Origin of the sequence: Solimonas sp. SE-A11, from assembly GCF_030345715.1 — a bacterium.
GTDB lineage: Bacteria > Pseudomonadota > Gammaproteobacteria > Nevskiales > Nevskiaceae > Solimonas_A.
Window position 1 is genome coordinate 159,521 of record NZ_JAUASX010000001.1, and the last position, 22,184, is coordinate 181,704.

General features: G+C 68.0%; 23 protein-coding genes. 19 read left to right on the top strand and 4 right to left on the bottom strand.

Translation table 11 applies throughout. The features are described from left to right. Positions 1-113 precede the first annotated feature (113 nt). The 10 genes from QT386_RS00850 (at position 114) to QT386_RS00895 (ending at position 9,972) form a co-directional block, all read left to right on the top strand. The gene (locus tag QT386_RS00850; protein ID WP_289271835.1) at positions 114-1,892 is read left to right on the top strand and encodes a hypothetical protein; all 1,779 of its coding nucleotides are present in this window, start codon (positions 114-116) and stop codon (positions 1,890-1,892) included. Further along, positions 1,889-4,705: a tetratricopeptide repeat protein gene (locus QT386_RS00855; RefSeq protein WP_289271836.1), complete on the top strand. Its 2,817-nt coding sequence runs from the start codon at positions 1,889-1,891 to the stop codon at positions 4,703-4,705. Before QT386_RS00850 ends, QT386_RS00855 begins: the two co-directional genes overlap by 4 nt. Further along, the gene (locus tag QT386_RS00860; protein ID WP_289271837.1) at positions 4,689-5,327 is read left to right on the top strand and encodes a tetratricopeptide repeat protein; all 639 of its coding nucleotides are present in this window, start codon (positions 4,689-4,691) and stop codon (positions 5,325-5,327) included. Before QT386_RS00855 ends, QT386_RS00860 begins: the two co-directional genes overlap by 17 nt. Next, complete coding sequence (locus QT386_RS00865; RefSeq protein WP_289271838.1) at positions 5,324-5,596, top strand: hypothetical protein; 273 nt, start codon at positions 5,324-5,326, stop codon at positions 5,594-5,596. Before QT386_RS00860 ends, QT386_RS00865 begins: the two co-directional genes overlap by 4 nt. A gap of 31 nt (positions 5,597-5,627) precedes the next feature. Further along, positions 5,628-6,272, top strand: a complete 645-nt coding sequence (locus QT386_RS00870) for a MotA/TolQ/ExbB proton channel family protein (protein WP_289271839.1) — start codon at positions 5,628-5,630, stop codon at positions 6,270-6,272. 10 nt (positions 6,273-6,282) lie between these two features. Then, positions 6,283-6,828, top strand: coding sequence for a biopolymer transporter ExbD (locus QT386_RS00875; RefSeq protein ID WP_289271840.1), 546 nt, complete (start codon positions 6,283-6,285; stop codon positions 6,826-6,828). Further along, positions 6,825-7,304 carry a biopolymer transporter ExbD gene (locus QT386_RS00880; protein WP_289271841.1) on the top strand — a complete coding sequence of 160 codons (480 nt, stop codon included), beginning with the start codon at positions 6,825-6,827 and terminating at the stop codon, positions 7,302-7,304. The genes QT386_RS00875 and QT386_RS00880 overlap by 4 nt, the downstream gene beginning before the upstream one ends. After that, positions 7,301-8,218 carry a TonB family protein gene (locus QT386_RS00885; protein ID WP_289271842.1) on the top strand — a complete coding sequence of 306 codons (918 nt, stop codon included), beginning with the start codon at positions 7,301-7,303 and terminating at the stop codon, positions 8,216-8,218. Before QT386_RS00880 ends, QT386_RS00885 begins: the two co-directional genes overlap by 4 nt. 220 nt (positions 8,219-8,438) lie before the next feature. Further along, positions 8,439-9,476 carry a DUF3034 family protein gene (locus QT386_RS00890; RefSeq protein WP_289271843.1) on the top strand — a complete coding sequence of 346 codons (1,038 nt, stop codon included), beginning with the start codon at positions 8,439-8,441 and terminating at the stop codon, positions 9,474-9,476. A gap of 25 nt (positions 9,477-9,501) precedes the next feature. After that, positions 9,502-9,972, top strand: a complete 471-nt coding sequence (locus QT386_RS00895; protein WP_289271844.1) for a group 1 truncated hemoglobin — start codon at positions 9,502-9,504, stop codon at positions 9,970-9,972. 111 nt (positions 9,973-10,083) lie between these two features. On the opposite strand, the gene QT386_RS00900 is transcribed toward QT386_RS00895, so the two are convergent. Further along, on the bottom strand, positions 10,084-10,518 hold the full coding sequence (locus tag QT386_RS00900; RefSeq protein WP_289271845.1) for an Rrf2 family transcriptional regulator: 435 nt from the start codon (positions 10,516-10,518) through the stop codon (positions 10,084-10,086). A 166-nt stretch (positions 10,519-10,684) separates the two neighbouring features. On the opposite strand from QT386_RS00900, the gene QT386_RS00905 reads away from it, so the two are divergent. The 4 genes from QT386_RS00905 (at position 10,685) to QT386_RS00920 (ending at position 14,478) form a co-directional block, all read left to right on the top strand. Beyond that, the gene (locus QT386_RS00905) at positions 10,685-11,293 is read left to right on the top strand and encodes an ANTAR domain-containing response regulator (protein ID WP_289271846.1); all 609 of its coding nucleotides are present in this window, start codon (positions 10,685-10,687) and stop codon (positions 11,291-11,293) included. Between the two features lie 750 nt (positions 11,294-12,043). Next, the gene (locus tag QT386_RS00910) at positions 12,044-12,541 is read left to right on the top strand and encodes an FMN-binding protein (protein ID WP_289271847.1); all 498 of its coding nucleotides are present in this window, start codon (positions 12,044-12,046) and stop codon (positions 12,539-12,541) included. Between the two features lie 5 nt (positions 12,542-12,546). Continuing rightward, positions 12,547-13,434, top strand: a complete 888-nt coding sequence (locus tag QT386_RS00915) for a PepSY domain-containing protein (protein ID WP_289271848.1) — start codon at positions 12,547-12,549, stop codon at positions 13,432-13,434. Between the two features lie 27 nt (positions 13,435-13,461). After that, entirely contained in the window at positions 13,462-14,478 is a 1,017-nt protein-coding gene (locus QT386_RS00920) for an FAD:protein FMN transferase (RefSeq protein WP_289271849.1), read from the top strand. A gap of 81 nt (positions 14,479-14,559) precedes the next feature. Here the strand turns inward: QT386_RS00920 and QT386_RS00925 are convergent, their stop codons facing one another. Continuing rightward, on the bottom strand, positions 14,560-16,020 hold the full coding sequence (locus QT386_RS00925) for an OmpA family protein (protein ID WP_289271850.1): 1,461 nt from the start codon (positions 16,018-16,020) through the stop codon (positions 14,560-14,562). Between the two features lie 38 nt (positions 16,021-16,058). Next, a complete protein-coding gene (locus QT386_RS00930) occupies positions 16,059-16,223 on the bottom strand; it encodes a hypothetical protein (protein WP_289271851.1) in 165 nt (54 codons plus the stop codon). Between the two features lie 306 nt (positions 16,224-16,529). Between QT386_RS00930 and QT386_RS00935 the strand changes: the two genes are divergently transcribed. Further along, a complete protein-coding gene (locus QT386_RS00935) occupies positions 16,530-16,805 on the top strand; it encodes a DUF2798 domain-containing protein (protein WP_289271852.1) in 276 nt (91 codons plus the stop codon). Between the two features lie 57 nt (positions 16,806-16,862). Here QT386_RS00935 and QT386_RS00940 read toward each other — a convergent pair whose 3' ends face one another. Next, complete coding sequence (locus QT386_RS00940) at positions 16,863-17,291, bottom strand: MarR family winged helix-turn-helix transcriptional regulator (protein WP_289271853.1); 429 nt, start codon at positions 17,289-17,291, stop codon at positions 16,863-16,865. Between the two features lie 77 nt (positions 17,292-17,368). On the opposite strand from QT386_RS00940, the gene QT386_RS00945 reads away from it, so the two are divergent. The 4 genes from QT386_RS00945 (at position 17,369) to QT386_RS00960 (ending at position 22,047) form a co-directional block, all read left to right on the top strand. Beyond that, complete coding sequence (locus QT386_RS00945) at positions 17,369-18,544, top strand: HPP family protein (RefSeq protein ID WP_289271854.1); 1,176 nt, start codon at positions 17,369-17,371, stop codon at positions 18,542-18,544. Between the two features lie 170 nt (positions 18,545-18,714). Next, positions 18,715-20,127, top strand: a complete 1,413-nt coding sequence (locus QT386_RS00950; protein ID WP_289271855.1) for a hypothetical protein — start codon at positions 18,715-18,717, stop codon at positions 20,125-20,127. Positions 20,128-20,331: 204 nt separating this feature from the next. After that, complete coding sequence (locus tag QT386_RS00955) at positions 20,332-20,571, top strand: hypothetical protein (protein WP_289271856.1); 240 nt, start codon at positions 20,332-20,334, stop codon at positions 20,569-20,571. Between the two features lie 63 nt (positions 20,572-20,634). Further along, positions 20,635-22,047 carry a PLP-dependent aminotransferase family protein gene (locus QT386_RS00960; protein WP_289271857.1) on the top strand — a complete coding sequence of 471 codons (1,413 nt, stop codon included), beginning with the start codon at positions 20,635-20,637 and terminating at the stop codon, positions 22,045-22,047. Positions 22,048-22,184 lie beyond the last annotated feature (137 nt).

Here is a 22,184-nt window from a genome sequence, read left to right on the forward strand (position 1 = left end):
ATTTAATCTGGCATGGCCATTGCTACTTCTGAATCGAGGTCAACGCAGACCTCGTAGGTACCGCGGTCAACGATGCCCGCTTCCTGTGCAGCACTTCTCAGGGGAGCTTGGTCATGTCGTTGATCGCAGAAGGCAAAACCGCGTCGGAGCCCGCATCGGGCCGCGGTTCGCTGGCGATCCTTCGCGGTGCATCCATCTGGTGCATGCTGGCGACGGCGCTGCCGGCCTTGCCGGCGCATGGCGCCGAGACGCCCGTGGCGCTGGCCTCCGCGGCATTGGAGCTGGACCGCCAGGCGCAGTCCCTGCCGGCGACGTCCGACGCGCAGCGTCTCATCCTTTACGTCGGCAATCGCATCGAGGGTTCGCTGCTGCGTGAGGTCAGCGTGACGCTGGACGGTCGCACGACCGCGCGCCACCGCTACAGCGACCGTGAGGCCCTGGCGCTGCGCAGCGGCGGATTGCACACGATCACCCTGGCGCCGATGGCCGAAGGCGTCCATCGCCTGCGCGTGGACTTCATCGCGCGAGCCGAGGATGCCCAGCCGGGCGATGCGCGCCTGCACGCGCAGATCGAACAGGAGTACAGCAAAGGCGTTGCCGCCGGCCGTGTCGAGCTGACCTTGACCAGGCAGGGCCTGCGCGGCAGGCCGAGCCTGCAGTGGCAGGACTGGGCGCAGCCGCAGGCCGCACTGGAGGCGCCGGAACTGCGCGCCGCCGATTTCCTGCTGCGTACCGGACGGGCGCTTCACGCCGCCGCGGTGCTGGAGCGCCTGCGTGCCAGCGGCATGCCGCTGCCGGTGGCCTTCGAGCGCCGCATGGCCGACAGCTTCGCCGCGCTGGGCCTGGCGGCGCCGGCCGTGCCGGGCGGTTCGCCGCTGCTGGATCGCTTCGGCGCCGCCGTTGCCGCGCTGCGCCAGGGCGATGCGCAGGCCGCGGCGCAACTGGAGGCCATGGGCAGTGCGGATTCGCCGGACGCCGAGTCCCGCATGCTGCGCGACTACGCCAACCTGGAGCTGGGGTACCAGTTGCTGCGCCAAGGGCAGGGCGAGCGCGCCAAGCCGGTGTTCGCGCGCATCCGCAGTCCCGGGCCCTGCTCCAACGCCGCGCTGCTGGGCTTCGGCTGGTCCTTCCTGGTGCCGGCGGAAGCCCAAGGCAGCGGCATGTTCGTCGCGCAGGCGCCCCTGTGGCCGGCAGGCCCCGAGGATGCTGCCCGCCTGCGGCGCAGCACGCCGTTCCGTTACCTGCATTCGGTGGCGCTGTCCGGCGAGCGCAAGCTCGACCTGCAGCGGGCGCTGGTGCCCTGGGTGGAACTGCTGGGGCGCGATGCCACCGATCCGGCGGTGCAGGAAGGCCTGCTGGCCGTGCCCTATGCATTGGCGCATCTCGGTGCGCACGAGCAGTCTCAGCAGTACCTGCGCCGCGCCGTGGGCGACCTGGAGCGTGCACGACAGGAACTCGATGCCGCGATGCGTCACGTCTCCGGCGGCGAACTGAGCGCGCGCCTGCGGGAGCGCATGGACGACGAGGTCGACGGCTGGCGCCGCGAACTGGCGGACCTGCCCTATGCCGGGGCTACCGCCTACCTGAAACCGCTGATGCTGGAGCCGGCCTTCCTCGACGCCCTGGCGACGCAGCAGCGCCTGGCCGAGATCGACCAGGTCCTGCGGGCACAGGCCTCGCGTCTCGACTCCGCCCCGGCCGGGATGGCGGCCTCCATCGCCGGGCTGCGGCAGCGTGTCGCCGCCGTGGCGCAGCAACAGGATGAGGACTTGCGCACGCTGACGCTGGACCATCTGCGCCGCCAGCAGCAGCACACGCTGGCCTATCTCGCGGAGGCGCGCCTGGCGCTGGCGCGCGTGCATGATCGACCGCTGGAGGACGAAGCCTCATGATCCGCGCCGGACTCATGCTGAGCCTGCTGCTGGCAAGCGCTGCTGCCGTTGCGGCGGATGCGGTCTCCACCGTCGGCTCGGTCACCGAGAACAATGGCCTGTCGAAGAACGGCTGGCTGCTGGTGCGCACGCCCAGCATCCTGCGCGTGACCGGATCGGCACAGGTCACGCCCGATCCGCGCCAGGCCCTGGAGCAGTATGACCGCATCCAGGAGTTGTCCGGTATCGATCCGGCGATCCGCGCCGAGGCCCTGCGGCGCTCGGCCGACCTGCGCATCCGGCTCGCCGAGTCCGGCGAGATGGATGCCGCAGAACTGGACCGGGCCGTGAATGCCTATCGCCGCCTGCTGGCCGAACAGCCGGACTACGTGCGGGCCGATCGCGTGCTCTACCAGCTCGCCCGCGCCAGCGAGATGCGCGGTGACGAGGCACAGGCCGTCGCCAGCCTGAGGCAGCTCGGACAGCGCTATCCGCAATCGATCCGCCGCGCAGATGCGCAGTTCCGTGCCGCCGAACTGCTCTACCGTGATCGCCGCTACGCCGAGGCCGAGTCGCAGTATCGCGAGGTGGTGGCGTTGGGTGGCAAGACGCCGTTGTTCGAGCCGGCGCAGTACAAGTACGCCTGGTCGTTGCTGCAGCAGTCCAGGCACGAGCAGGCCCTGCCGGTGTTCATCGCCGTGCTGGATCGCGAGTTGCCGCCGGGCGAACTGAGCGACCCCAAGGCCGCGCTGGCGGCCGTGCGCAGCGGACGCGCCGAACTGGCCGGCGACGCGCTGCGTGGCGTCGGGCTGTCGCTCGCGGCGCTGGGTGGTGGCGCTGCGCTCAACCGCCAGTTTGTGCAATCCGGCGAGCCGCGCTTTGCCGCGCTGCTGCATGCGGCGCTGGGCGAGCAACTGCTGGAGAAGCGCCGCTACAGCGACGCCGCCGGCAGCTACCTGGCCTTCATCGAGCGCCACCCGCGCCATGCGCTGGCGCCGGGCTTCCAGCGCCAGGCCATTGCCGCCTACGAGCGTGGCGGCTTCACCGAGCAACTGGTGGCCGCCAAGGAAGCCTATGTACGCGAGTACGCGCCGGGCAGCGCCTACTGGGCCGTGGCGGCCGTACCGGCCGAGGTGCAGGCGCAGGTACGCCAGGACATCGAGGAGCTTGGCCGCCACTACCAGGCCAGTGCGCAGCGTACCGCGGCGGGGCCGATGCGACGGGCGCAATTCCTGAAGGCGGCCGAGTGGTACGGCCGCTGGCTGTCGCTATACCCGCAGGACGCACAGGCGCCGGCCATCCACCTGACGATGGCGGATGCCCTGCTCGACGGCGGCCGCGCGGAAGAAGCCGCGCGCCAATACGCCCGCGTGGCCTACGACTATCCCGTGCATGCGCGCAGTGCCGAGGCCGCCTACGCCGTGGTGCAGGCCTGGCAGCAGGCGGCAGCGATGCCCGCGGCGCACAGCGATGCGTTGCGCGAATCGGTGGCGGCGAGCCTCAAGCTGGCCGAGCGCTATCCGCAGCATTCGCAGCGCTTCACCGTGCTGGCGCGTGCCGCCGGAGATCTTTACGCGCTGGGCGATCACGCACAGGCGGTGGCGCAGGCACAGCGCGTGCTGGACGGCTCCGCGCAGTTGCCGCCGGACCTCGCGCGCAGCGTGCTGGGTATCGTGGCCGACGCCAGGTATGCGCAGAAGCAGTACGCCGAAGCGGAGTCGGCCTATGCCGCACTGCTGCAGCGAGTGCCCGCCGGCGATACCGCGCGGCAGGCGACGGTCGAGCAGCTCGCCGCCTCCATCTACCGCCAGGGCGAGGCGGCGCGCGGCGCGGGTGACCTGCGCGGCGCCGCGGCGGCCTTCCAGCGAGTCGGACGCGCGGCCCCCGAGGCCGGCATACGCGCCACCGCCGACTACGACGCGGCTGCCGCACTGATCGCGCTGCAGGACTGGCCGCAGGCGCAGGCGGCGCTGGAAGCCTTCCGGCAGCGCTACCCGCAGCAGCCGCTGCTGCCGGAGGTGGATCGCAAGCTGGCGGTGGCCTACCAGAAGGGTGGGCGCCCGGCGCAGGCGGCCGATGCCTATGCCCGGATCTCGGCACGTGCCACCGAAGAGCCGGCGTTGCGGCGCGATGCCACCTGGCTCGCCGCCGAACTCTACGGCGAGGCGCGCATGCCATCGGCCAGCCTGCGTGCCTACGAGGACTACCTCTCGCGCTATCCGCAGCCGCTGGAGCCGGCGCAGCAGGCACGGCGCCGCCTGGCAGACCTGGCCCGCGATGATGCGCCGCGTTACCAGCGCTGGCTCGTCGAACTGGTGGATGCCGATGCGCGCGGTGGCTCGGCGCGTACGCCGCAGACACGCCTGCTGGCCGCGCAGGCCAGCCTGGAGCTGGGCCGCATCGAGGCGTCGAAGGCGCGCGAGCTGGCGCTGCGCTCGCCGGTGGAAAAGACCCTGCCGGCCCGCAAGGCCGCCACCGAGCGTGCCATCGCCGGCCTCAGCCGAGCCGCGGGCTACGGCTTCGCCGAGGTCACCACCGCCGCCACCTACGACATCGGCGGCGTATGGCGCGACTTCAGCCGGGCGCTGCTGGCGTCCGAGCGGCCGCGCGAGTTGCGCGGCGAGGCGCTGGAAGAGTACGAGCTGCTGCTGGAAGAGCAGTCCTATCCCTTCGAGGAAAAGGCGATCCAGGCGCACGAGATGAACTTGCAGCGCCTGCGCCAGGGCCTTTGGGACGAGTCGATCCGCCGCAGCAGCTGGGCGCTGGCGGAACTCGCGCCGGCTCGCTACGGCAAGCAGGACCAGAGGGAGACGAACTATGAAGCGCTACGCTGAGCTTTGCGCCCTGGCCGCGATGGTCCTGGGCCTTGCGGCCTGCGCCGGTGGTCCGGCGCCGCGCCCGCATCCTCCGGCACCTCCGCCGGCACCGAAGGCGGCCGCGGTCCAGGCGCCTGCGGCGGGCAAGGCGGAGCAGCGCTACCAGGAAGCACTGGCCTTGCTGAAGAACGGCCAGCGCAAGCCGGCGCAGGACATTCTGCTGGTGCTGACGCGCGAGCAGCCCGAGCTGTCCGGACCCTGGACCACGCTAGGCATCAGCCAGGCCCAGGGCCAGCAGCGCGACGCCGCCATCGCCAGCTTCACGCGTGCCGTGGCTGCCAATCCACGAAACGCCATGGCGTACAACTGGCTCGGTAGCCTCTACCGCGAGTCCGGCAACCTTGTCGCGTCCGAGCAGGCCTACCTGAAGGCCCTGGCGTCACAACCGGACTACGCCGTGGCGCACCTTAACCTGGCGATCCTCTACGACGTATCGATGAAGCGCCCGCAGCAGGCGCTGTCGTACTACCGCAGCTACCAGCAATTCAAGGGTGGCGAGAACCTGATCGTGAGTGCCTGGATCAAGGAGCTGGAAGCCGCGCAGCCGCCGCCGGTGAGCGTCGCCGGGGTACAGCCATGAGAGGCCTGCTGCTGTCGCTATGCCTGTGGGGCACGGTCGCCCTGGCGCAGCCTCCCGCGCCCGAGGCCGGTACCACCATCGTCGGCGAGCAGGAGTCGGCAGTGGGGTTGTTCCTGACACCCTGGCAGGACGAGCGTGCCAGCGATGTCGACCGGCCGCCCTCGCGCCTGTCGCCAGTAACGCCGGATGCCGGCTCCTTCGCCGCCAGCGCCATGGCCTACGAGTCGCAGTGGGCCTACCGGCGCGAACAGTTGCAGCGCGTGCATTGATTCACGTGCCCCGATTCAACGGAGAACCCGCATGGAAACCTTCGAACCCCTGGCCCGCTTCTTCAACAGCGGCGGCATCTTCATGTACCCCATCGCGATCACGCTGGCGCTGGCGCTGGCGGTCGCGGTGGAGCGCTTCATCTTCCTGATGCGCTGGCGGCGCGACAACCGCCGACTGTGGTCGGAGGTCTCGCCGCTGTTGGCGCAGGGCGACCTGGCCGGTGCCGAACTGCTGACCGCCAGCTCTGATACCGCGGTGGCGAAGATCCTGGCCAATGGCCTGGCGCAGACGCGCATCGACAGCCGGCGCAGCGAGCTGGAGATCGCCACCGAGGAAGGCCTGATGGAAGTGCTGCCGGCCATCGAGCGGCGTACGCACTACCTCGCCACCTTCTCCAACGTGGCCACGCTGCTGGGCCTGCTCGGCACCGTGCTGGGCCTGATCGGTGCCTTCGCGGCACTGGGCGCCGCCGATGCTTCGCAGAAGGCCGACCTGCTCTCCGCCGGAATCTCCGAGGCCATGAACTGTACCGCCTTCGGGCTGATGGTCGCCATTCCCTCGCTGCTGCTGCATTCCTGGCTGCAGAGCCGCACCGGTGAGTTGGTGGACAGTCTCGAATCGGTCTGCTCGCGCTTTGTCAGCAGCATCTGCAATCCCGCGCGGGCGGCTCGCTGAGACCCCTGCCATGAGCACCTGGTCCCTCGACGAAGACGAATTTCCGCGCACCAGTCGCCGACGTGAGCGCCGGCAGCAGCGCCTGCTGCGCCAGGGCGAACAGGAGGAACTGAACCTGGTGTCGATGATCGACGTCTTCGCCGTGCTGGTGTTCTTCCTGCTGGTCAGTGCTTCCGTCGGGGCCCTGAAGCTCAAGGTCTTCGGGCTGGACCTGCCGGCACCCGGCGCCGCCATGGCCGCAGCTCCCGCGCCGCCGGTGGTGCGCCTGCTGTCCGAGGCGATGCTGGTGGAGATCGCACCGGCTCCGCGACGGCGGCTGCCGCGCACGGCGGCAGGGCATGACCTTGCGGCGCTGTCGGCCCTGCTGGTGCAGGCCAAACAGCTGGCTCCGGCGCAGCAGCAGGTTACGCTGCTGGTCGATGCCGACGTGTCCTACGACGAAGTGGTGCAGGTGATGGAGACGTTGCGCCGTATGCCTGCCGCGTCCCGCCGGATCGGCTTGCCCACCGAACTGTTCCCGAAGATCGCTCTCGGCGACGTGGAGCGCGGCACATGAATGCACGCCAGCACCAGCGCCGGCAGGCCCGCGAACTTCGCGGCCGCTCGCGCCGTGCCGTCATCAACCTGGTATCGATGATCGACGTGTTCGCGGTGCTGGTGTTCTTCCTTCTGGTGAATGCCCTGGTGGTGCAGGTTATCCCCACGCCGCCGGCCCTGCAGTTGCCCGCGGCGGCGATCAGCCCCGAGCCGAATCCTGCGGTGGCGATCACGGTGGGCACCGAAGAGGTGCGCCTGGGCGACCGGGTGGTGCAGGGCACGGCGCAACTGCTGCGCGGTGACAGTGCGGGCTTGCGGGCCGCGCTGGCCGAATTGCCGATGGCCAATGGGACCGATCGCGGCGAGATCAACATCCTGGCCGACAAGCGCGTGTCCTACCGCGCGCTGCGCGAAGTCATGAACGCCTGCAGCGACAACCGCTATGCGCAGGTTTCGCTGGCGGTGGCGGAGCGCGATCCCGGAGATGGGGCATGAGCACCACGGTGGGCCTGCGCCTGGGTGATGAGTGGGGCATTACCGCCGAGGCAGATCGGCGCTTCCGTGCCTGGTCCACCGGCAGCCTGGCCCTGGTGCTGGCCACGATGCTGGTGCTGCAGTCCTGGACGTTCGTCATGCCGGATGCCGAGGAGGAGCCGGTTCGCGTGACGCTGTTGCCTCCTCCGCCCCCGCCTCTGCGCATGAAGCCGGTGGCCGAACCGCCGGTGTCCAGGCCCCAGCCGAAGCCGCAAGCCAAACCCACTCCGGCGCAGGCTGCGCCAAAGAAGGCTCCCGCTGCACCGGCTCCGCGCGAGCTCGCCGCACGATCCGGCCTGATGACCATGCGGGACCAGCTTTCGTCGATGCGCGACAGCACTCCGGTGACGGGCCCGCAGACGCTGGTGCGCGATTCGGCTACGTCCATCAGCAGCCGCCGCAGCGGCGAAACGCTGGCGGCTTCGGCGGCCAGTGGCAGCAGCGGCATCGGCAGCGGTGCGCGCAGCGTCACGGCGGTGCAGGGCAGCGGCAGCATCGGTGCGCGCCGCACCGCGGAGGTTCAGAGCGCGCTCGGAACGGGCAGGGCGGATGCTGCGGGCGCGGGAGGGGATGCCGGTGGATCGCGCTCCCTCAAGGAGCTGCAGCTGGCTTTCGACCGTAACAAGTCCTCGCTGTTCTCTATCTTCAACCGCGCGGCGCGCGAGAGTGCCGATGTCGGCGCCGGCAAGATCGTGGTCAGTCTTACCATTGCGCCCGACGGCTCGGTGACGCGCTGCGAACTGGTGTCCAGCAGCTTCGGCAATCCCGACCTGGAACAGAAGATCCTGCAGCGCGTTCGCATGCTCAACTTCGGAGCGAAGGACGTGCCGCCCTATACCTACGCCAACTATCCGATCAATTTCCTGCCGTCCTGATGCATGGATGTGCATCGCAGCATAAGTGGCATGGCGTTTGCTTGATTTGAAAACAGTGAGCCTGAAGTGCTCGCAAACAGGGAGCGGACAGAGTCGCCCGCCCCGAACGGACAGAGACGTCCACGTTGTCGGCATCGCAGCCGGCCAACGTGGACGTTTTTTTTTGGGCGGTTGGGACGCCGGAACGATTCCGGGGGTACCACAAACAAGGAGTTTCAAGATGAATGGGTCACAAGGGAGCAAGCTTCGCCTCTGGTCCTGCGCCGCAATCCTCGGCGCGGCAGCGGCAATGCACAGCGGGTTGGCGTCTGCGGGGTACAACGACGGCAAGGTATTCCTTACCGGCGGCGTGTTCACGGTGGACGGTGCGGGCGGCGGCGGTGCCGTGCCCTGGGCCACCATCACGGGCTATGAAACCCGCGACGGCATCAACGGCGGCGTGGGCTATACCTACGCCAACCTGCCGGCGCTGCAGTTGAACGTGTTCGGCGGCGCGATAGGCTTCTACGATCGCTTCGAGTTGTCCTACGCCACGCACAAGCTTTCGCTGAACCTGTCCAACCTCGATACGGTGGCACTGGTGGCGGAAGCGGCGGGCCTGGACCTGGGCACCGATCCCTGGAACTCCACGCTGCAGATGGACGTCTACGGCGCCAAGCTGCGCCTGTTCGGCGATGCGGTCTACACCTCCGACAGCTGGATCCCACAGGTGGCCATCGGTGGCCTGTACAAGGAAAACACGACCAAGGAACTGATCCGCACCCTCGGTGCGAACAAGGCCAAGGACTGGGAAGCCTATGTCGCGGCTACCAAGGTGTTCTTCCCGCTCAGCACGCTGGTGAACTTCACGGTGCGCTACACCTCCGCCAATGAAATCGGCCTGACCGGCTTCGGCGAGTGCAGCGCCAGCGGATGCACCAACGACAAGGAGTTCCGCTTCGAGGCGTCCGTTGCCCACCTGCTGAGCAAGAATACCGCGATCGGCTTCGAGTACCAGCAGCACGGCGGAAACCTGGACGGCAAGAGCGTTACGGTCGCCGGCCTTCCGCTCACGGGCCTCACCGATCTGCTGGGCGGCGTGCTGGGCGGGGTCGAGGATGCACTGACCCAAGAGAAGGAAAGCGACTGGATGGACGTGTTCTTCGCTTATGCGCCGAACAAGAACCTGTCCTTCGTCATCGCCTACCTGATGCTCGGCAACATCTCGGTGGCGCAGGACCAGAACGGCTTCTACATGTCGATGCACGCCACGTTCTGATCGGCCCCCACACAGGAGAAACATCATGAAGCTATCAAAGATCGGCCTCAGCCTCTTCACCGGCGCAGCGCTGCTGGCGGCCTCCGCCCAGCCCGCCTTCGCCGGCGAGCAGAAGACCAAGCCCATCCTCGGCATTCCCAAGAGCGCGCTCGACGACTTCGGTGGCGCGGCTGGCGTGCATGCCTGGGTGGAGAGCCTGTTCTACTACATCATGCTCGACAACCGCATCAGCCACATCTTCCGCGAGTTCGGCAACGTGGAGCGCCAGATCGCGCTCAACACCCAACTCGAGCAGATGGTGCTGGGCGGTGCGGTGGAATACCAGGGCGCCAGCATGAGCGCGGCGCATGCGGACCTGGGTATCACCATGACGCAGTTCAACGCGGTGGTGGAAGCGGCCTACAACGCCTGCGAGCGCAACAACGTGCCTTACAAGACCTGCAATCACCTGATCGCGGCGCTGGCACCGTTCACGCGGGTAATCGTCACCAGGTAAGGGCGTGGTTCCTGTCCGGCGCTCCTCTCCTCGTCCGGTTCAGGTGCCGCAAACTGAAGAACCCCGTTGGGCTGGCCAACGGGGTTCTTTTTTTCGCGGTTCCAATCTGGATCAGGCGGCGCGCAGCAGACGGTTGAGGCGCACCAGGGTGGGGCCCTTCACGACGTCGGCGAGGGTGTATTTCTTCAGCTCGTCGAGGAAGCCGCGCTCTGCGGCATCCAGGGCGGACTTGAGCAGGCAGGCGCCGTTGAGGGCACAGGGGCCACGCTTGCAGTCGGCCAGCCGGCCGCTGCCTTCCATGGCTTCCACCACGTCGCCGATGCGCAGCTGGTCCATGGGCGTGAGCAAGCGCAGGCCGCCGAGACGGCCGCTGACGGTCTCGACATAGCCGAGCTTGCGCAGGCCTTGTGCCACCTTGTGGAGATGATGCGTGGAAACACGCAGCTGCTCCGAGATGCGCGCAGTGCCGACGGGTTTTCCGTCGGTATTGCCGGCGAGATACACCAGCAGGCGCAAGGACAAATCGGTGTAAAGGGAGAGGCGCACGCCCGGCTCCGAAGCGGTCAGGTAGCCGGATTCTAGCCTCAAAACCTTTTCAAGGGGGTGGGGAGGGCATTCTTCCCCACAAGTATCGGATGGACGCATCAATCCGGCAGAAAAGTGGCATCTGCTTTGCAACATATTTGATGGGGATCGGGAGAAGGAACAATCCATGCTTTCTGAACACACAAAACTACGTGTGATGCTGGTCGACGACGACCAGGAAAGGCTGGCCTTGCTGGAAAGGGCCCTTGTTACGGAGGGGCACCAGGTGGTGGCCCGGTTCAACACCCATGCGGACCTGACCATGGCCGTGGCAGTGCACAAGCCGGAGGTGGTGTTCATCGACGTCGATGCCCCTGGACGGGACATCCTGCAGTCGCTGGGCGAGATGTACCGCGAGCATCCGCGGCCCATCGTGCTGTGGGCGGAGCAGAGCGATGCGCAGACCACGCGCCGCGCACTGGATGCGGGCGTCAGCGCCTACGTGGTGGACGATCTGCAGAGCCGGCGCAATTTCAGTGCATTGCTCGACCTGGCGATTGCCCGCTTCGAAATGCAGCAGGCGCTGCACCAGGAACTGGATCGGGCGAAGACGCGGCTGGCTGATCTGCGCGATATCGAGAAGGCCAAGGGCCTGTTGATGAAGCGCCGCAGCCTGGATGAGGCCTCGGCCTACAACCTGCTGCGTCGCATGGCGATGGACCGCAAGCAGCGCATCGGGGATTTTTCGCGGACGCTGCTGAGTGCGGCGGATGTGTGGACGGAGTTGGGGGGGTGATCTCTCTCCCTTCTCCGTCGCTTTGTTGGAGTGTGGGGCTCTTGGTCAAAAACGTTGATGCCGGCGACGACACCGGTCAGGTGCTTTGGATCTTTGGAGGTTAATTTCGCCTAAGGGCGAGTTACTTTTCTTTGGCGGCCCCGCTGAGACGGGGCAAGCCGCCCGGCGGTCGGTAGCGACGGGTCGGGCACACAGGCCATCCATGGCCTGCGTGTCCTCGGCCGGGCATCCATGCCTGGCTCGACCCTGCGCCCGACCACCGGGCGGGCGCTACTGGAAGGGGCCCGAACATCAACAGCATTCGCTGCGCTCACCAAGCTCTCTCATGACGCAGATTCGCACCACCAGCGCGCGCCTGCGCTCGTTTACAACGCAGCAGATTGCCTGCGGGTGTTCCACGTCTTGGCGCATCCGCCCTGAAAAAGTACACCGGGTCAGGCGCTTAAACGTGGCATCCGAAATACTGGCATAGCGATTGCTACTTTTATCCTGCGGGCAGCGACGAGGCTGCCTGCATTCGAGGACACCGACGTCCACGCCACCGGAGTTTCCGGCGACGTGGACGTTTTTTTTGGCCTGCCCTCGGGCCGCTTCGGCGTGCGAGGCAGGCCGGTTCGCCCACCCATGAACGATCCGATAACGATGACCACATCACCAGAAAAGTTCGCACTCTCCGTCCCCCCGGCGCCGGCCGTTTCCGGAACGCGGCGTTCCTTACTGCGTGGCGCGCTGGCGCTGCTGGCCCTGCCCATGACCAAGGTCGCGATCGGTGCGGGGGAGATGGACAAATTCTTCAAGACCTTCCAGACGCCCGAGGCCTTCCTGGCGGAGGCCTTCGGCGCCACGGTGCCACCGGCTTCGACGCTGGACCTGGACGATGCCAAGCAGTCCCAACTCTCCGGTGTCTATGGCCGCCGCTATCCGCAGGCGCGCCTGCGCTATTGGCGCGCGCCCAATGGACGGACTGCCTGGATATTCGACGACATCGGCAAGGAGGGCTACGTTCCCACCACGTCCGGTTTCGTGGTGCAGAACGGTGTCGTGGAATTCGGCCGCGTGCTGATCTATCGCGAGTCGCGCGGCGAGCAGATCGCGGAGCGCTCTTTCCTGCAGCAGCTGGTGGGCGCCCGCGCCTCCGGCAACGGCATCGACAGGAAGGTCGACAACGTTTCCGGCGCGACCTATTCGGTGAAGATGATGCAGCGCATGGCACGCACCGCCCTCGTGCTCGACTCCCTGGCCCGGTGATCACCATGCCCGAGCCCCAGACCCTTGCGGCCCAGGTGCCTGACGGTGATCGAGAGCCCGGCGCGCGCTGGCAGCGCTGGATGCAGCGACTGCGCATGGGTGCAGCGCCCTCCCCGGCGGGGGTGCGGCCCAAACGCAATCTGAATGTCCTGCTGCGCGAGTGGCACAAGCGCGCCGGCCTGTTCGCCTTCCTGTTCTTGATCTGGCTCGGCTTCAGCGGGTTCCTGATCAACCAGAGCGCCAGTTGGGGTTACGACACCAAGCGGGTCGACTGGGATTGGGTCATGCGCCTCTACAGCCTCCATCCGGAGCCGCCTCAGGTGGGCTTCCGTGCCGGCAACTACTGGCTCGCCTCCACCAGCGACTACACCCTGATCGATGCCAAGCCCCTGGAGACGCCGATCCGCGAATTGCGCGGCTTCGTGCAGGGCGGCAGTGCCGACAAGCCGCTGCTGTTCGTCGCAGCGACGGAGAGCCTGCTGCTGCTGACCCCGAAGGGCGAGCGCATCGACGAACTGACGCCGCCGATCCTGCCGGTGTCCACCATCCGCCGCATCGGCAGCGTGAAGGGCCATCCGGGCAGCATCGCCGTGCAGGACCTGGACGCCTTCCAGAGCCTGGACGAGGGCAACAGCTGGACGCCGGTCGCGTCCACGGCTGTGGAATGGTCGGAGGCGCAGCCCTTGCCGGACGGCGAACGGTCGCGGCTGACGCCGTATTCCCGGCCCAGCGTTTCGCTGGAGCATGTCCTGGTGGACGCGCACAGCGGCCGGCTGTTCGGCAGCTTCGGGGCCTGGGTGATCAATTTCGTCGGTATCGCCGCGATGCTGCTGGCGATCAGCGGCATCTGGATGATGTATCGCACCAGCAGTGCCCGCAGGAAGAGGCAATAGGCTGATCGGGCTGACAGGACGTCTCGCATGACCATGATGCGACCGCTGCTGGTGCGTGGCCTGCGGCTGCAGACGCCGGCGATCATCCGCCGGCGCTTCCTGGCCATGGGTACCGAGGTGATGGTGACCGTGGCCTGCCGCGGACGCCGCAACGATGCCGAGGCGGCGGTCCTGGCAGTGCGGCGGCTGATCGAGGATTTCGGCCGCGATTGGTGGGCCTGGGGCAGCGGCGCGCTGGGAGGCATCAACCGGCGCCTGGCGGCCGGCGAGGCAGTCGACATACCCATGGTGATGCGGCCCCTCTTTTGCCGCGCCTGGGAGATCCACCTGCGCACCGGTGGCGCCTACGAGCCGCGCATCGGGGCGCTGGTGCGGCTCTGGGGCTTCGACGATGTCGCACGCATCCGTGATGCCCCGCCGCCGGCCGATGACATCGCGGCCGCGCATGAGGCATTGCGCGCCGCGGCGCCCTACGATGATGCGGGCCACTATGGTCCTGCGCCGGGCGTCAGCTGGGATTTCGGCGGTATCGCCAAGGGCTGGATCGTGGATGCGGCGCTGGACCTGCTGGCGCATCACGGCTTCACCGACGCGACGGTAGATGCCGGTGGCAACCTGGCCACACGGGGCCAGCGGCATGAGCGCGCATGGCGCATCGGCATCCGCGATCCACGCGCTGATCCGGACCAGCCCGGCCTTCTGGCGAGCCTGGAGACCGGCGACGAGGCCGTGAACACGCACGGCGACGACCAGCGCTGGTTCGAATACCAGGGGCGTCGCTACTCGCACCTGCTGGACCCGCGCAGCGGCTGGCCCGCGCAGGGCCTGCGCGCCCTGACGGTGCTGCATCCCGACGGCAGTTGGGCGGAAGCCGCCGGTGCCGCACTGTTCGTGTCGGGCCCGCAGGGGTGGCAGCTGCTGGCCCGCCGCCTGGGCCTGACGCAACTGCTGGTGGTGCACGAGGACGGCCGCGTGCAGGCCACCGCGCCGCTGCTGGCCCGGCTCACGCCGGAACCGGGCGTGCACATCGAGCGCCTGGATTAGAGCTCAACAGAAAGCCCCGAAAAAAAGAATCCCGCGGCGGAAGGGGAGGCATCCGCCGCGGGAAAGCACACCCCATTCAGTTCACTTCACGATCACCTTGCCCGACATCGACGGGCCGTGGATCGAGCAGTCGTAGGGATACTCGCCCGGCGTGGTGAAGCTGCGGCTCCAGGTGGCGCCCTTCTTCATGCGGCCGCTCTTCTGGTCGCTGAAGGAGACGTTGTGGTTGGAGCCATCGTCGTTGGTCCAGGTCACCGTGCTGCCGGCCGTGACCGTGATCTCCTTGGGCTCGAACACCATCATGCCGATCGTGACCTGAGCATTGCCGCCGGCCGCGGCCGGCGCCGGTGCAGGGGCAGCCTCCGGTTCCGGCACCAGGACGGTCTCCGGCAGGGCTTCGGGCTCATGGGCATGAGTCATGGGGGCCGCAGCCGGTGCCGGCTCGGCGATCTGCACCTCGGAGCTACCTTCCGGTGTCGGGGCATAGGTGACCACCGCGGCGCCGCTGATCTCCACCACCTTGAGTTCCACGCGGCGATTGAGCTCGCGGCCCTCGTCGGTGTCGTTGGTGGTGATCGGCTTGCTCTCGCCGAAGCCGACCGTGGTCATGCGCATCAGGTCCACGCCGCGGCTGCTGAGATAGTCCTTGACCGATTGCGCGCGACGCTCGGAGAGCTTCTGGTTGTAGGCATCCGATCCCTTGGCATCGGTATGGCCGTCGATTTCCACCTTGATGTCGGTACGCGCCAGCAGGGCGTCCGCCACCATGTCGAGCAGCGTCTTGGCGTTGACCGTGAGCTTGGACTTGTCGAACTCGAAGTTGACGCCGCGCAGCACGATCACGTCGCCGGCCTTGCAGCCTTCCAGCGTCATCGGCTGGCCTGGTGCCGGCAGTTCGCAGGGCGGCACCGGGGGTGGCGGCACTGGCTCGGCGGCCATTTCCACCGGCGGCACCACCTGCACCGGTTCAACGATTTCCTTGGGGGCGGCGCGGCTGCCGATAGGGATGTGCAGGCCGAGGTTGAACTGCGTTTCCTCGTAGTCGCCCTCGTCGCTGTGGAACAGCGCCTCGGCACGCAGGCCCCAGCCGCCGTCGCTGCCGCCCAGGTGCAGGCCGATGCCGGCATTCATCAGCGTGCTGTCGCCGCCCATGACGTCGCCGTGCAGGTAGAAGTGGCGGCCCAGGAACAGGTTGGCGCCGGCACCGAGTGCGTAGATCTCCACGTCCTCGGGTTCAGGGCAGGGCAGCAGTCCGCAGAGCAGGCCGCCGACCAGGCCGCGATCAATGCTCTTGGCGTCGTACTTCAGGTAGTTGCCACGCAACTCCAATTCGAACATCGGCGTGATGCGCTTGCCGAAGGCCAGCGTCGCGCCGATGCCATCGTCGGTGTTGCGCGCGTCGTCGGCCAAGACGTAAGAGGCCATCGGCTGGATGTAGTAGCGGTCGTCATAGTCGTCGTCCGCCTGCGCCGCGCCGCAGAACATTGCGGCGGCGAGCAGGGGGATCAGGCGGGGTTGCAACCGGAGGTGGAGGTGGTGCATGGGATCCCTTACTTGTATGTGTAGCTGAGGCGAAGCCTTCAGCGGACCGGCGCGCGCGGCTTGTCGCTCCGCAGCCGGCCGGCGACCGAGCGAAGTCCCTGGGTGAAGCGCGGTAGCTGGAGCAGCAGTGCGAGGCCAAGGCCCAGAAGGGCGATGACCTCGATGGCGGATCCGATGAAGGGAAATAAAACAGGCTCTGACATGGCGACTCCCTGGCTGAAGCTCGGAACAGTCGCGGACGTCATCGGCCGCACAACACGGGGGCAGCAGTGCCCGGATTTAAATCAGCAAACCGTATGCCAAGATTTTGACGCGAGCCTGCACCGCGACGGTGCGTGTTGCCCGCTGCTTGCATCGATGGACGGCCGCCGCTAGTCTGCGCGCCGCTACCGGAGCCTCCGGCGGCCGTAAGCGTTCACGTCAACCAACGCGTCACATCTCCAGTTCGCCGGGCGGTCCTCCGCCCTGCGGGAGCGTGGCGCCCGGCGGACCGGATCACGGAGATTGCAATGAACGCTTCAAACCCGCAGCACACCATCGTCTTCGGCATCCGCAAGCTGCTGCCGCGCTATGCGACCCTGGTGATGCCGCTGTTGTTGTCCATCATCATGACCTGCATCGTGTCGCTGATCAGCACACTGCGCGGTATCGGCTTGGCTCCGCACTTCCTGTCGCTCTGGATGAGCGCCTGGGCGCTGTCCTGGGTGGTCGCTTTCCCGGTGCTGCTGATGGTACTGCCGCTGGTGCGGCGTGCCACGGCGCGGCTCGTGCGCGCGGAGCCCTGAAGGCTGGACGATGCGGTACGCGGAACGGGCCTTCGGGCCCGTTCTTCGTTGCGGCCTTCAGAGCTGGTCGTTGAAGGCGGAGATATGCGCCACCTGAAATACGCCGGACAACGACTGCAGTTGTGCCCGGTGCAGCGCCGCCAGGCGCTTGAGGCAGGCCTCGCCCCGGGCCGTCAGCCGCACCTGGACCTGCCGGCGGTCGGTCTCGCTGCGCACCCGCTGCACCAGCCCCGCGGCCTCGCAGCGCGTCACCAGGGCCACCGTGCCGTGCTGCTGGATCTGCAGGCGCTCCGCCAGTTCGCCGACCAGCGCCCAGTCACGCTCCGGATTGCCCTTGATGTGCAGCAGCAACTGGTACTGCAGGCCGGTCAGCCCCTCGGCCTGTGCGGCGTCCTCGCTGAAGCGCAGGAAGCGCCGCAACTGATAGCGGAACTCCGACAGCGCCTGGTAATCCTGCGGGGTCGGGGCGGGGTGGGGAGAGGGCATGGGCGGGGCTCGGCGGGTGGCGCTGTTATGTCACAACATGATGTAATTGGCGACTCATCATTGTCTCCCGAATCTCCATGGAAAACCTGTTGCCGGGCTGGCTGCGGAGCCTGCTGCCGTCCGCCGCCACCGTCAGCCAGGCGGAACGCCTGCGCTCGGGTACCGGCGCCCTGTTGGGCGTCCTGCTCGCCGGCCTGGGCAGCACGGCGATCCTCGGCGCCACGCCGGGGGCTGTCTGGCTGCTCGCGCCGATGGGTGCCTCGGCGGTACTACTGTTCGCGCTGCCGGCCAGCCCGCTGGCGCAGCCCTGGTCGCTGCTCGGTGGCAATCTCGTCGCCAGCCTGATCGGCGTCAGTTGCGCGCGCTACATCCCGGCGCCGGTGGCGGCGGCCGCCGCGGCGATCTTCCTGTCGATCGGCGCCATGTTTGCGCTGCATTGCCTGCATCCGCCCAGCGGCGCGATCGCGCTCACGGCGGTGCTCGGCGGAAGCCAGGTGCAGGCGCTGGGCTATGGCTTCGTGCTGGCGCCGGTGATGCTCAATGGCCTGCTGCTGGTGGCGGCTGCCGTGATCTACAACCGCGCCGTCGGCCGTCGCTATCCGCATGCGCAGCAGCCGGTCGTGCCGCATCCGCACCATACCGCCGATCTGCTGCCGACTACGCGCCTGGGCTTTACCAGCGCCGACCTGCAGGCGGTGCTGAAGGCGCATGACCAGGTGCTGGACATCAGCGCCGACGACCTGGAGGACCTGTTCCTGCGTACCGAGCGCCACGCCCACCGCCGCCGCTTCGGCGAGACTTGCTGCGCCAACATCATGGCGCGCGACATCGTCACCGTGGAGTTCGGCAGCAAACTCGCGGAGGCCTGGGCGCTGATGCGCGAGCACGCCGTCCAGGCGCTGCCGGTGGTGGACCGTGGCCGGCACGTGATCGGCATCGTCACGCGCTCGGATTTCCTGCGCCACATCGATCCGCTGGAACTGCGCGGCATGGGCCGCCGGCTGCGCGCTTTCCTGACCTATACCGCGCACAGCCACACCGACAAGCACGAGGTGGTAGGGCAGATCATGACCACCCGGGTGCAGACGGTGCGCGAGGGCACCCCCATTGTCGAGCTGGTGCCACTGATGTCCGATGCCGGCCTGCATCACGTGCCGGTGGTGAACGGCCAGGGCAAGCTGGTGGGCATGATCACGCAGACCGATTTCGTGGCGGCGCTGTACGAAACCAGCCTGGCGGAGCTGCAGGACTGAGACCTTGCCCGGCGCCGTTACCCTCTGGATGGGGTGCATCTGCGGCCAAGCGTGCACCAGCGCACAGCCTCTGGCTGTGGTGGCGGCATACTCTGGGGGGATCGTGCGCCGCTTCCGCCAGGGACTGGTCCGCGACATCGCCATCCACGACGCTCTCCGGGGGAGTGAACATGAAGAAGGTCCTGCGGTGCCTGCTGCTGCTTGGCACGGCCCTGGCTGTAGGCTGTAGCGACAACGACGGTGCCGGCCCGGATGGAACGACTCCGCCGCCGGCTGTCACCAAGACGGTGGGCGGCCTTGCCGCCATCGGCGCGGCGATCTCCGGTGGCCAGGTCAGCCTGCGCTGTGCCGACGACAGCACCTACTCCGCCACCACGGCCGCCAACGGCAGCTGGAGCATCGCGGCCGTGCCCGCAGCGGCGCTGCCCTGCGCGGTCCGCGTGACTGGCGGCACCACCGGTGGCGCCGCCAACACCAACACTTTCTATTCGCTGGCGACCAACCGCGACGGCGCCATCAGCGTCAACGTCACGCCGCTGACCGACCTGGCCCTGGCGCGCGCCGTGGGGGGCAGTCTCGATACCTGGTTTGCCGCCACTGGCGCCACCCGCCTGGGCGACGCGGCGACGGACCTGCCCGGTGCCATCGCCGCCCTGCGCACGGATCTGGGCACCGCTGGCTACACGCTGCCGGCTCCGGCGGGGACGTTCGATCCGTTCCTGGCACCGCTCTCCGCCGGCACGCCGACCGATCTCCACGATGCCCTGCTGGATCGCCTGGGCGAGGCGCTGCGTGACGAGGGGCGCAGCTACACGCAGTTGCGTACGGACTTCACCGAGCCGGATGAGGGCAACATCCTGCCCTCGCCATTGGAGGAGGAGCCTGAACCGGCCGGCACCCTCGCCGCGCAGATCGGCGCGTCCTTTGCCGGAACCTATGTGCTGTCCTGCCCTGCCGAGGGTGGGCCGGTGACGAAGACGGTGACGATCGCCGCCGATGGCAGCAGCACGCTCAATGGCGCGGTGGCCGTGGGCGCAGGCCAGGGCGGGACGATCGAATTGAGCAGCTCCGCAGTGCTGGCGCTCCTCATCGAGCGCGATGGACTGTACATCCGCCTGCAGTTCAACGGCGATGGCAGCCTGGCCAGCGGGCAGGTGGGGCCCTCGCGGCAGTCGCCCGGCTGCACGGCCGTCAGCGGCAGCGCGAGCCTGGGCAGTCTCAATGCGCCCTCGCTGATCGGCAGCCTGGCGCGCACGCAGACGCTGAACTGCGGTGCGGCGGCCAGCGGCACGCCATCCCTGAACGGGACCACGACCTTTACGCTGGCCGCAGACGGGAGCATGACCCTGGGCAGCTTCAACATCTCGCAGGCGCAATACCTGGCCAACGGCTATGACATCAAGGACGGCAGCAGCTTCCCGGGACCGGCAGCAGGCAATGAGATCGAGCTCTACAGCCCGACCTCCGGCCCCAGCGGCCGCGAGCTCTACCTGACCCTCTACACCAATGCGGCGGGCGGCACCGCCAAGGTGACATACCGCAACTTCACCTCCACCGCGGGCGAATGCCTGCCTCCGGCCTGAGCGAGTCGAGCTGTCATCACGGGGAGCGGGCTGTGGCCCGCTCCCTTTTTGTTACGAGGCTCGAACACGCCCGGCGATGCCCCCAAGCCCACTGCCCTGTGCGGCGCGTCTCAGTCTGCCTTCCAAGCGTGCGGCAGCGCACGGATGCCGGCCGGTGCCGGCGGAATACTCGCAGCCGCTTTTGGGGATTGCGGAGATCGGTTCATGAACAACAACAGCATTCGTTGCCTGGCCCTGCTGCTGGGCCTGGGCATCACCACTGTGCAGGCGCAGGGCGAGCCGTCGCCTGGTGTCGTGGATGGGGTGGGGCAGGTCGTCACCGAAAAGGCCGAGCGCCAGCAGAACCGCGTGGAGAATGCGGTGGACTACCGCGTTGACCAGACCACCGACCGTGCCGTCGACAAGGCCCTGAACAAGGCCCTGGACAAGATCTTCGGCCGCTGAGGGCATTCCATCCGCTAGACTGGCTCTCTGGCGGATGACAACGGGGCTTGGCCCCAGACCGGGATGACCCTCTACAAGGCCTACGCCGACGATCTGGCGGAGATGATCGAGCGCGGTGCCCTCAAGGCGGGGCAGCGCATGCCCTCGGTGCGCGAAGCCGCGCGCCATCGCGGGCTGAGCGTGGTCACCGTGCTGAAGGCCTACCACTGGCTGGAGGCTCGCGGCCTGATCGTGGCGCGGGAGCGTTCGGGCTACTACGTCGGCAGCCGGCCCCAGGCCTATCCGCCGCAACCGGCGGTGTCGCGCTCCGCCACCGTCTCCACCGCGGTGAAGAAGGGCGACCTGATCTTCGAAGTTCTGGATGCCGTGCAACGGCGCGTGGTCGTGCCGCTGGGCTCGGCGTTTCCCAGCCCGCTGCTGTTTCCCCTGCAGAGCCTGTATCGCTCGCTCAACCGCAGCGTGCGGCACCTGGACCCCTGGCGCACGGTCACCGACCTGGCGCCCGGCAACTGGGAGCTGCGACGCCAGATCTCGCTGCGCTACCACATCGACGGCATGGAGATTCCGCCGGACGAACTGGTGATCACCGACGGCGCCATGGAGGCGCTCAACCTCTGTCTGCAGGCGGTGACCCGGCCGGGCGATGCCGTGGTGATCGAGTCCCCGACCTTCTACGTGGCACTGCAGGCGCTGGAACGGCTCGGCCTGCGCGCCATCGAGGTCGCCACCCATCCGGGCGAAGGTATCGACCTGGCCGCGCTGGAGGCGGTGCTGCGCCAGCAGCGCCCGGCGGCCTGCTGGCTGATGCCCAACTTCCAGAATCCCACCGGGGCGCTGATCCCGGAGGAGCGCAAAGAGCAGTTGGTGGCCCTGCTGGAGCGCTACCGCGTGCCGATGATCGAGGACGATGTGTACGGCGAGCTGTACTACGCCTCCACGCGTCCCAAGCCGGCCAAGGCCTTCGACCACAGCGGCAACGTGCTGCACTGCTCCTCGTTCTCCAAGTGCCTGGCGCCGGGCTACCGCATTGGCTGGACCGCACCGGGGCGCCATGCTGCGGCGGTGCGCAGGCTCAAGCTGGGCACGACGCTGTCCGCCGCCATCCCATCGCAGCTGGCCCTGGCCAACTATCTCGAAGGCGCCGGCTACGACCGCCACCTGCGCCGCCTGCGCGATGCGCTGTTCGTGGAACGCGATGCGATGATCAACGCGATCCGCGAGTTCTTCCCCGAGGGCACGCGCGTGACGCGGCCGGAGGGCGGTTACTTCCTGTGGGTGGAGATGCCGCGTGGCACCGACAGCCTGCAGTTGCACCGCCGCGCGCTGGAGCAGGGCATCAGCATCGCGCCCGGTGCAATCTTCACCGCGCGCGACCGCTATTCGAACTGCCTGCGCCTGAACTACGGCCACCCGCAAGACCGGCGCGTGCTGCGCGCGCTGAAGACGCTGGGGCAGCTCGCGCGCGAATGCCGCTAGGGAAGCTCTGAAGAGGTTACCGCTCGTCCTGAGCCTGTCGAAGGGAGTGAACGGTAACTAATTGTCCGGCCTTGGGAAAAGTCTGCCCGTGCTTCGACAGGCCCAGCACGAACGGACTTCTTCAGCGCTTACCCAGG

What these genes read in the sequence shown, in the direction of transcription:
- QT386_RS00850 (WP_289271835.1), top strand. Translation starts at nt 114, where the DNA reads ATGTCGTTGATCGCAGAAGGCAAAACCGCGTCGGAGCCCGCATCGGGC.
- QT386_RS00855 (WP_289271836.1), top strand. Translation starts at nt 1,889, where the DNA reads ATGATCCGCGCCGGACTCATGCTGAGCCTGCTGCTGGCAAGCGCTGCT.
- QT386_RS00860 (WP_289271837.1), top strand. Translation starts at nt 4,689, where the DNA reads ATGAAGCGCTACGCTGAGCTTTGCGCCCTGGCCGCGATGGTCCTGGGC.
- QT386_RS00865 (WP_289271838.1), top strand. Translation starts at nt 5,324, where the DNA reads ATGAGAGGCCTGCTGCTGTCGCTATGCCTGTGGGGCACGGTCGCCCTG.
- QT386_RS00870 (WP_289271839.1), top strand. Translation starts at nt 5,628, where the DNA reads ATGGAAACCTTCGAACCCCTGGCCCGCTTCTTCAACAGCGGCGGCATC.
- QT386_RS00875 (WP_289271840.1), top strand. Translation starts at nt 6,283, where the DNA reads ATGAGCACCTGGTCCCTCGACGAAGACGAATTTCCGCGCACCAGTCGC.
- QT386_RS00880 (WP_289271841.1), top strand. Translation starts at nt 6,825, where the DNA reads ATGAATGCACGCCAGCACCAGCGCCGGCAGGCCCGCGAACTTCGCGGC.
- QT386_RS00885 (WP_289271842.1), top strand. Translation starts at nt 7,301, where the DNA reads ATGAGCACCACGGTGGGCCTGCGCCTGGGTGATGAGTGGGGCATTACC.
- QT386_RS00890 (WP_289271843.1), top strand. Translation starts at nt 8,439, where the DNA reads ATGAATGGGTCACAAGGGAGCAAGCTTCGCCTCTGGTCCTGCGCCGCA.
- QT386_RS00895 (WP_289271844.1), top strand. Translation starts at nt 9,502, where the DNA reads ATGAAGCTATCAAAGATCGGCCTCAGCCTCTTCACCGGCGCAGCGCTG.
- QT386_RS00905 (WP_289271846.1), top strand. Translation starts at nt 10,685, where the DNA reads ATGCTTTCTGAACACACAAAACTACGTGTGATGCTGGTCGACGACGAC.
- QT386_RS00910 (WP_289271847.1), top strand. Translation starts at nt 12,044, where the DNA reads ATGACCAAGGTCGCGATCGGTGCGGGGGAGATGGACAAATTCTTCAAG.
- QT386_RS00915 (WP_289271848.1), top strand. Translation starts at nt 12,547, where the DNA reads ATGCCCGAGCCCCAGACCCTTGCGGCCCAGGTGCCTGACGGTGATCGA.
- QT386_RS00920 (WP_289271849.1), top strand. Translation starts at nt 13,462, where the DNA reads ATGACCATGATGCGACCGCTGCTGGTGCGTGGCCTGCGGCTGCAGACG.
- QT386_RS00925 (WP_289271850.1), bottom strand. Translation starts at nt 16,020, where the DNA reads ATGCACCACCTCCACCTCCGGTTGCAACCCCGCCTGATCCCCCTGCTC.
- QT386_RS00930 (WP_289271851.1), bottom strand. Translation starts at nt 16,223, where the DNA reads ATGTCAGAGCCTGTTTTATTTCCCTTCATCGGATCCGCCATCGAGGTC.
- QT386_RS00935 (WP_289271852.1), top strand. Translation starts at nt 16,530, where the DNA reads ATGAACGCTTCAAACCCGCAGCACACCATCGTCTTCGGCATCCGCAAG.
- QT386_RS00940 (WP_289271853.1), bottom strand. Translation starts at nt 17,291, where the DNA reads ATGCCCTCTCCCCACCCCGCCCCGACCCCGCAGGATTACCAGGCGCTG.
- QT386_RS00945 (WP_289271854.1), top strand. Translation starts at nt 17,369, where the DNA reads ATGGAAAACCTGTTGCCGGGCTGGCTGCGGAGCCTGCTGCCGTCCGCC.
- QT386_RS00950 (WP_289271855.1), top strand. Translation starts at nt 18,715, where the DNA reads ATGAAGAAGGTCCTGCGGTGCCTGCTGCTGCTTGGCACGGCCCTGGCT.
- QT386_RS00955 (WP_289271856.1), top strand. Translation starts at nt 20,332, where the DNA reads ATGAACAACAACAGCATTCGTTGCCTGGCCCTGCTGCTGGGCCTGGGC.
- QT386_RS00960 (WP_289271857.1), top strand. Translation starts at nt 20,635, where the DNA reads ATGACCCTCTACAAGGCCTACGCCGACGATCTGGCGGAGATGATCGAG.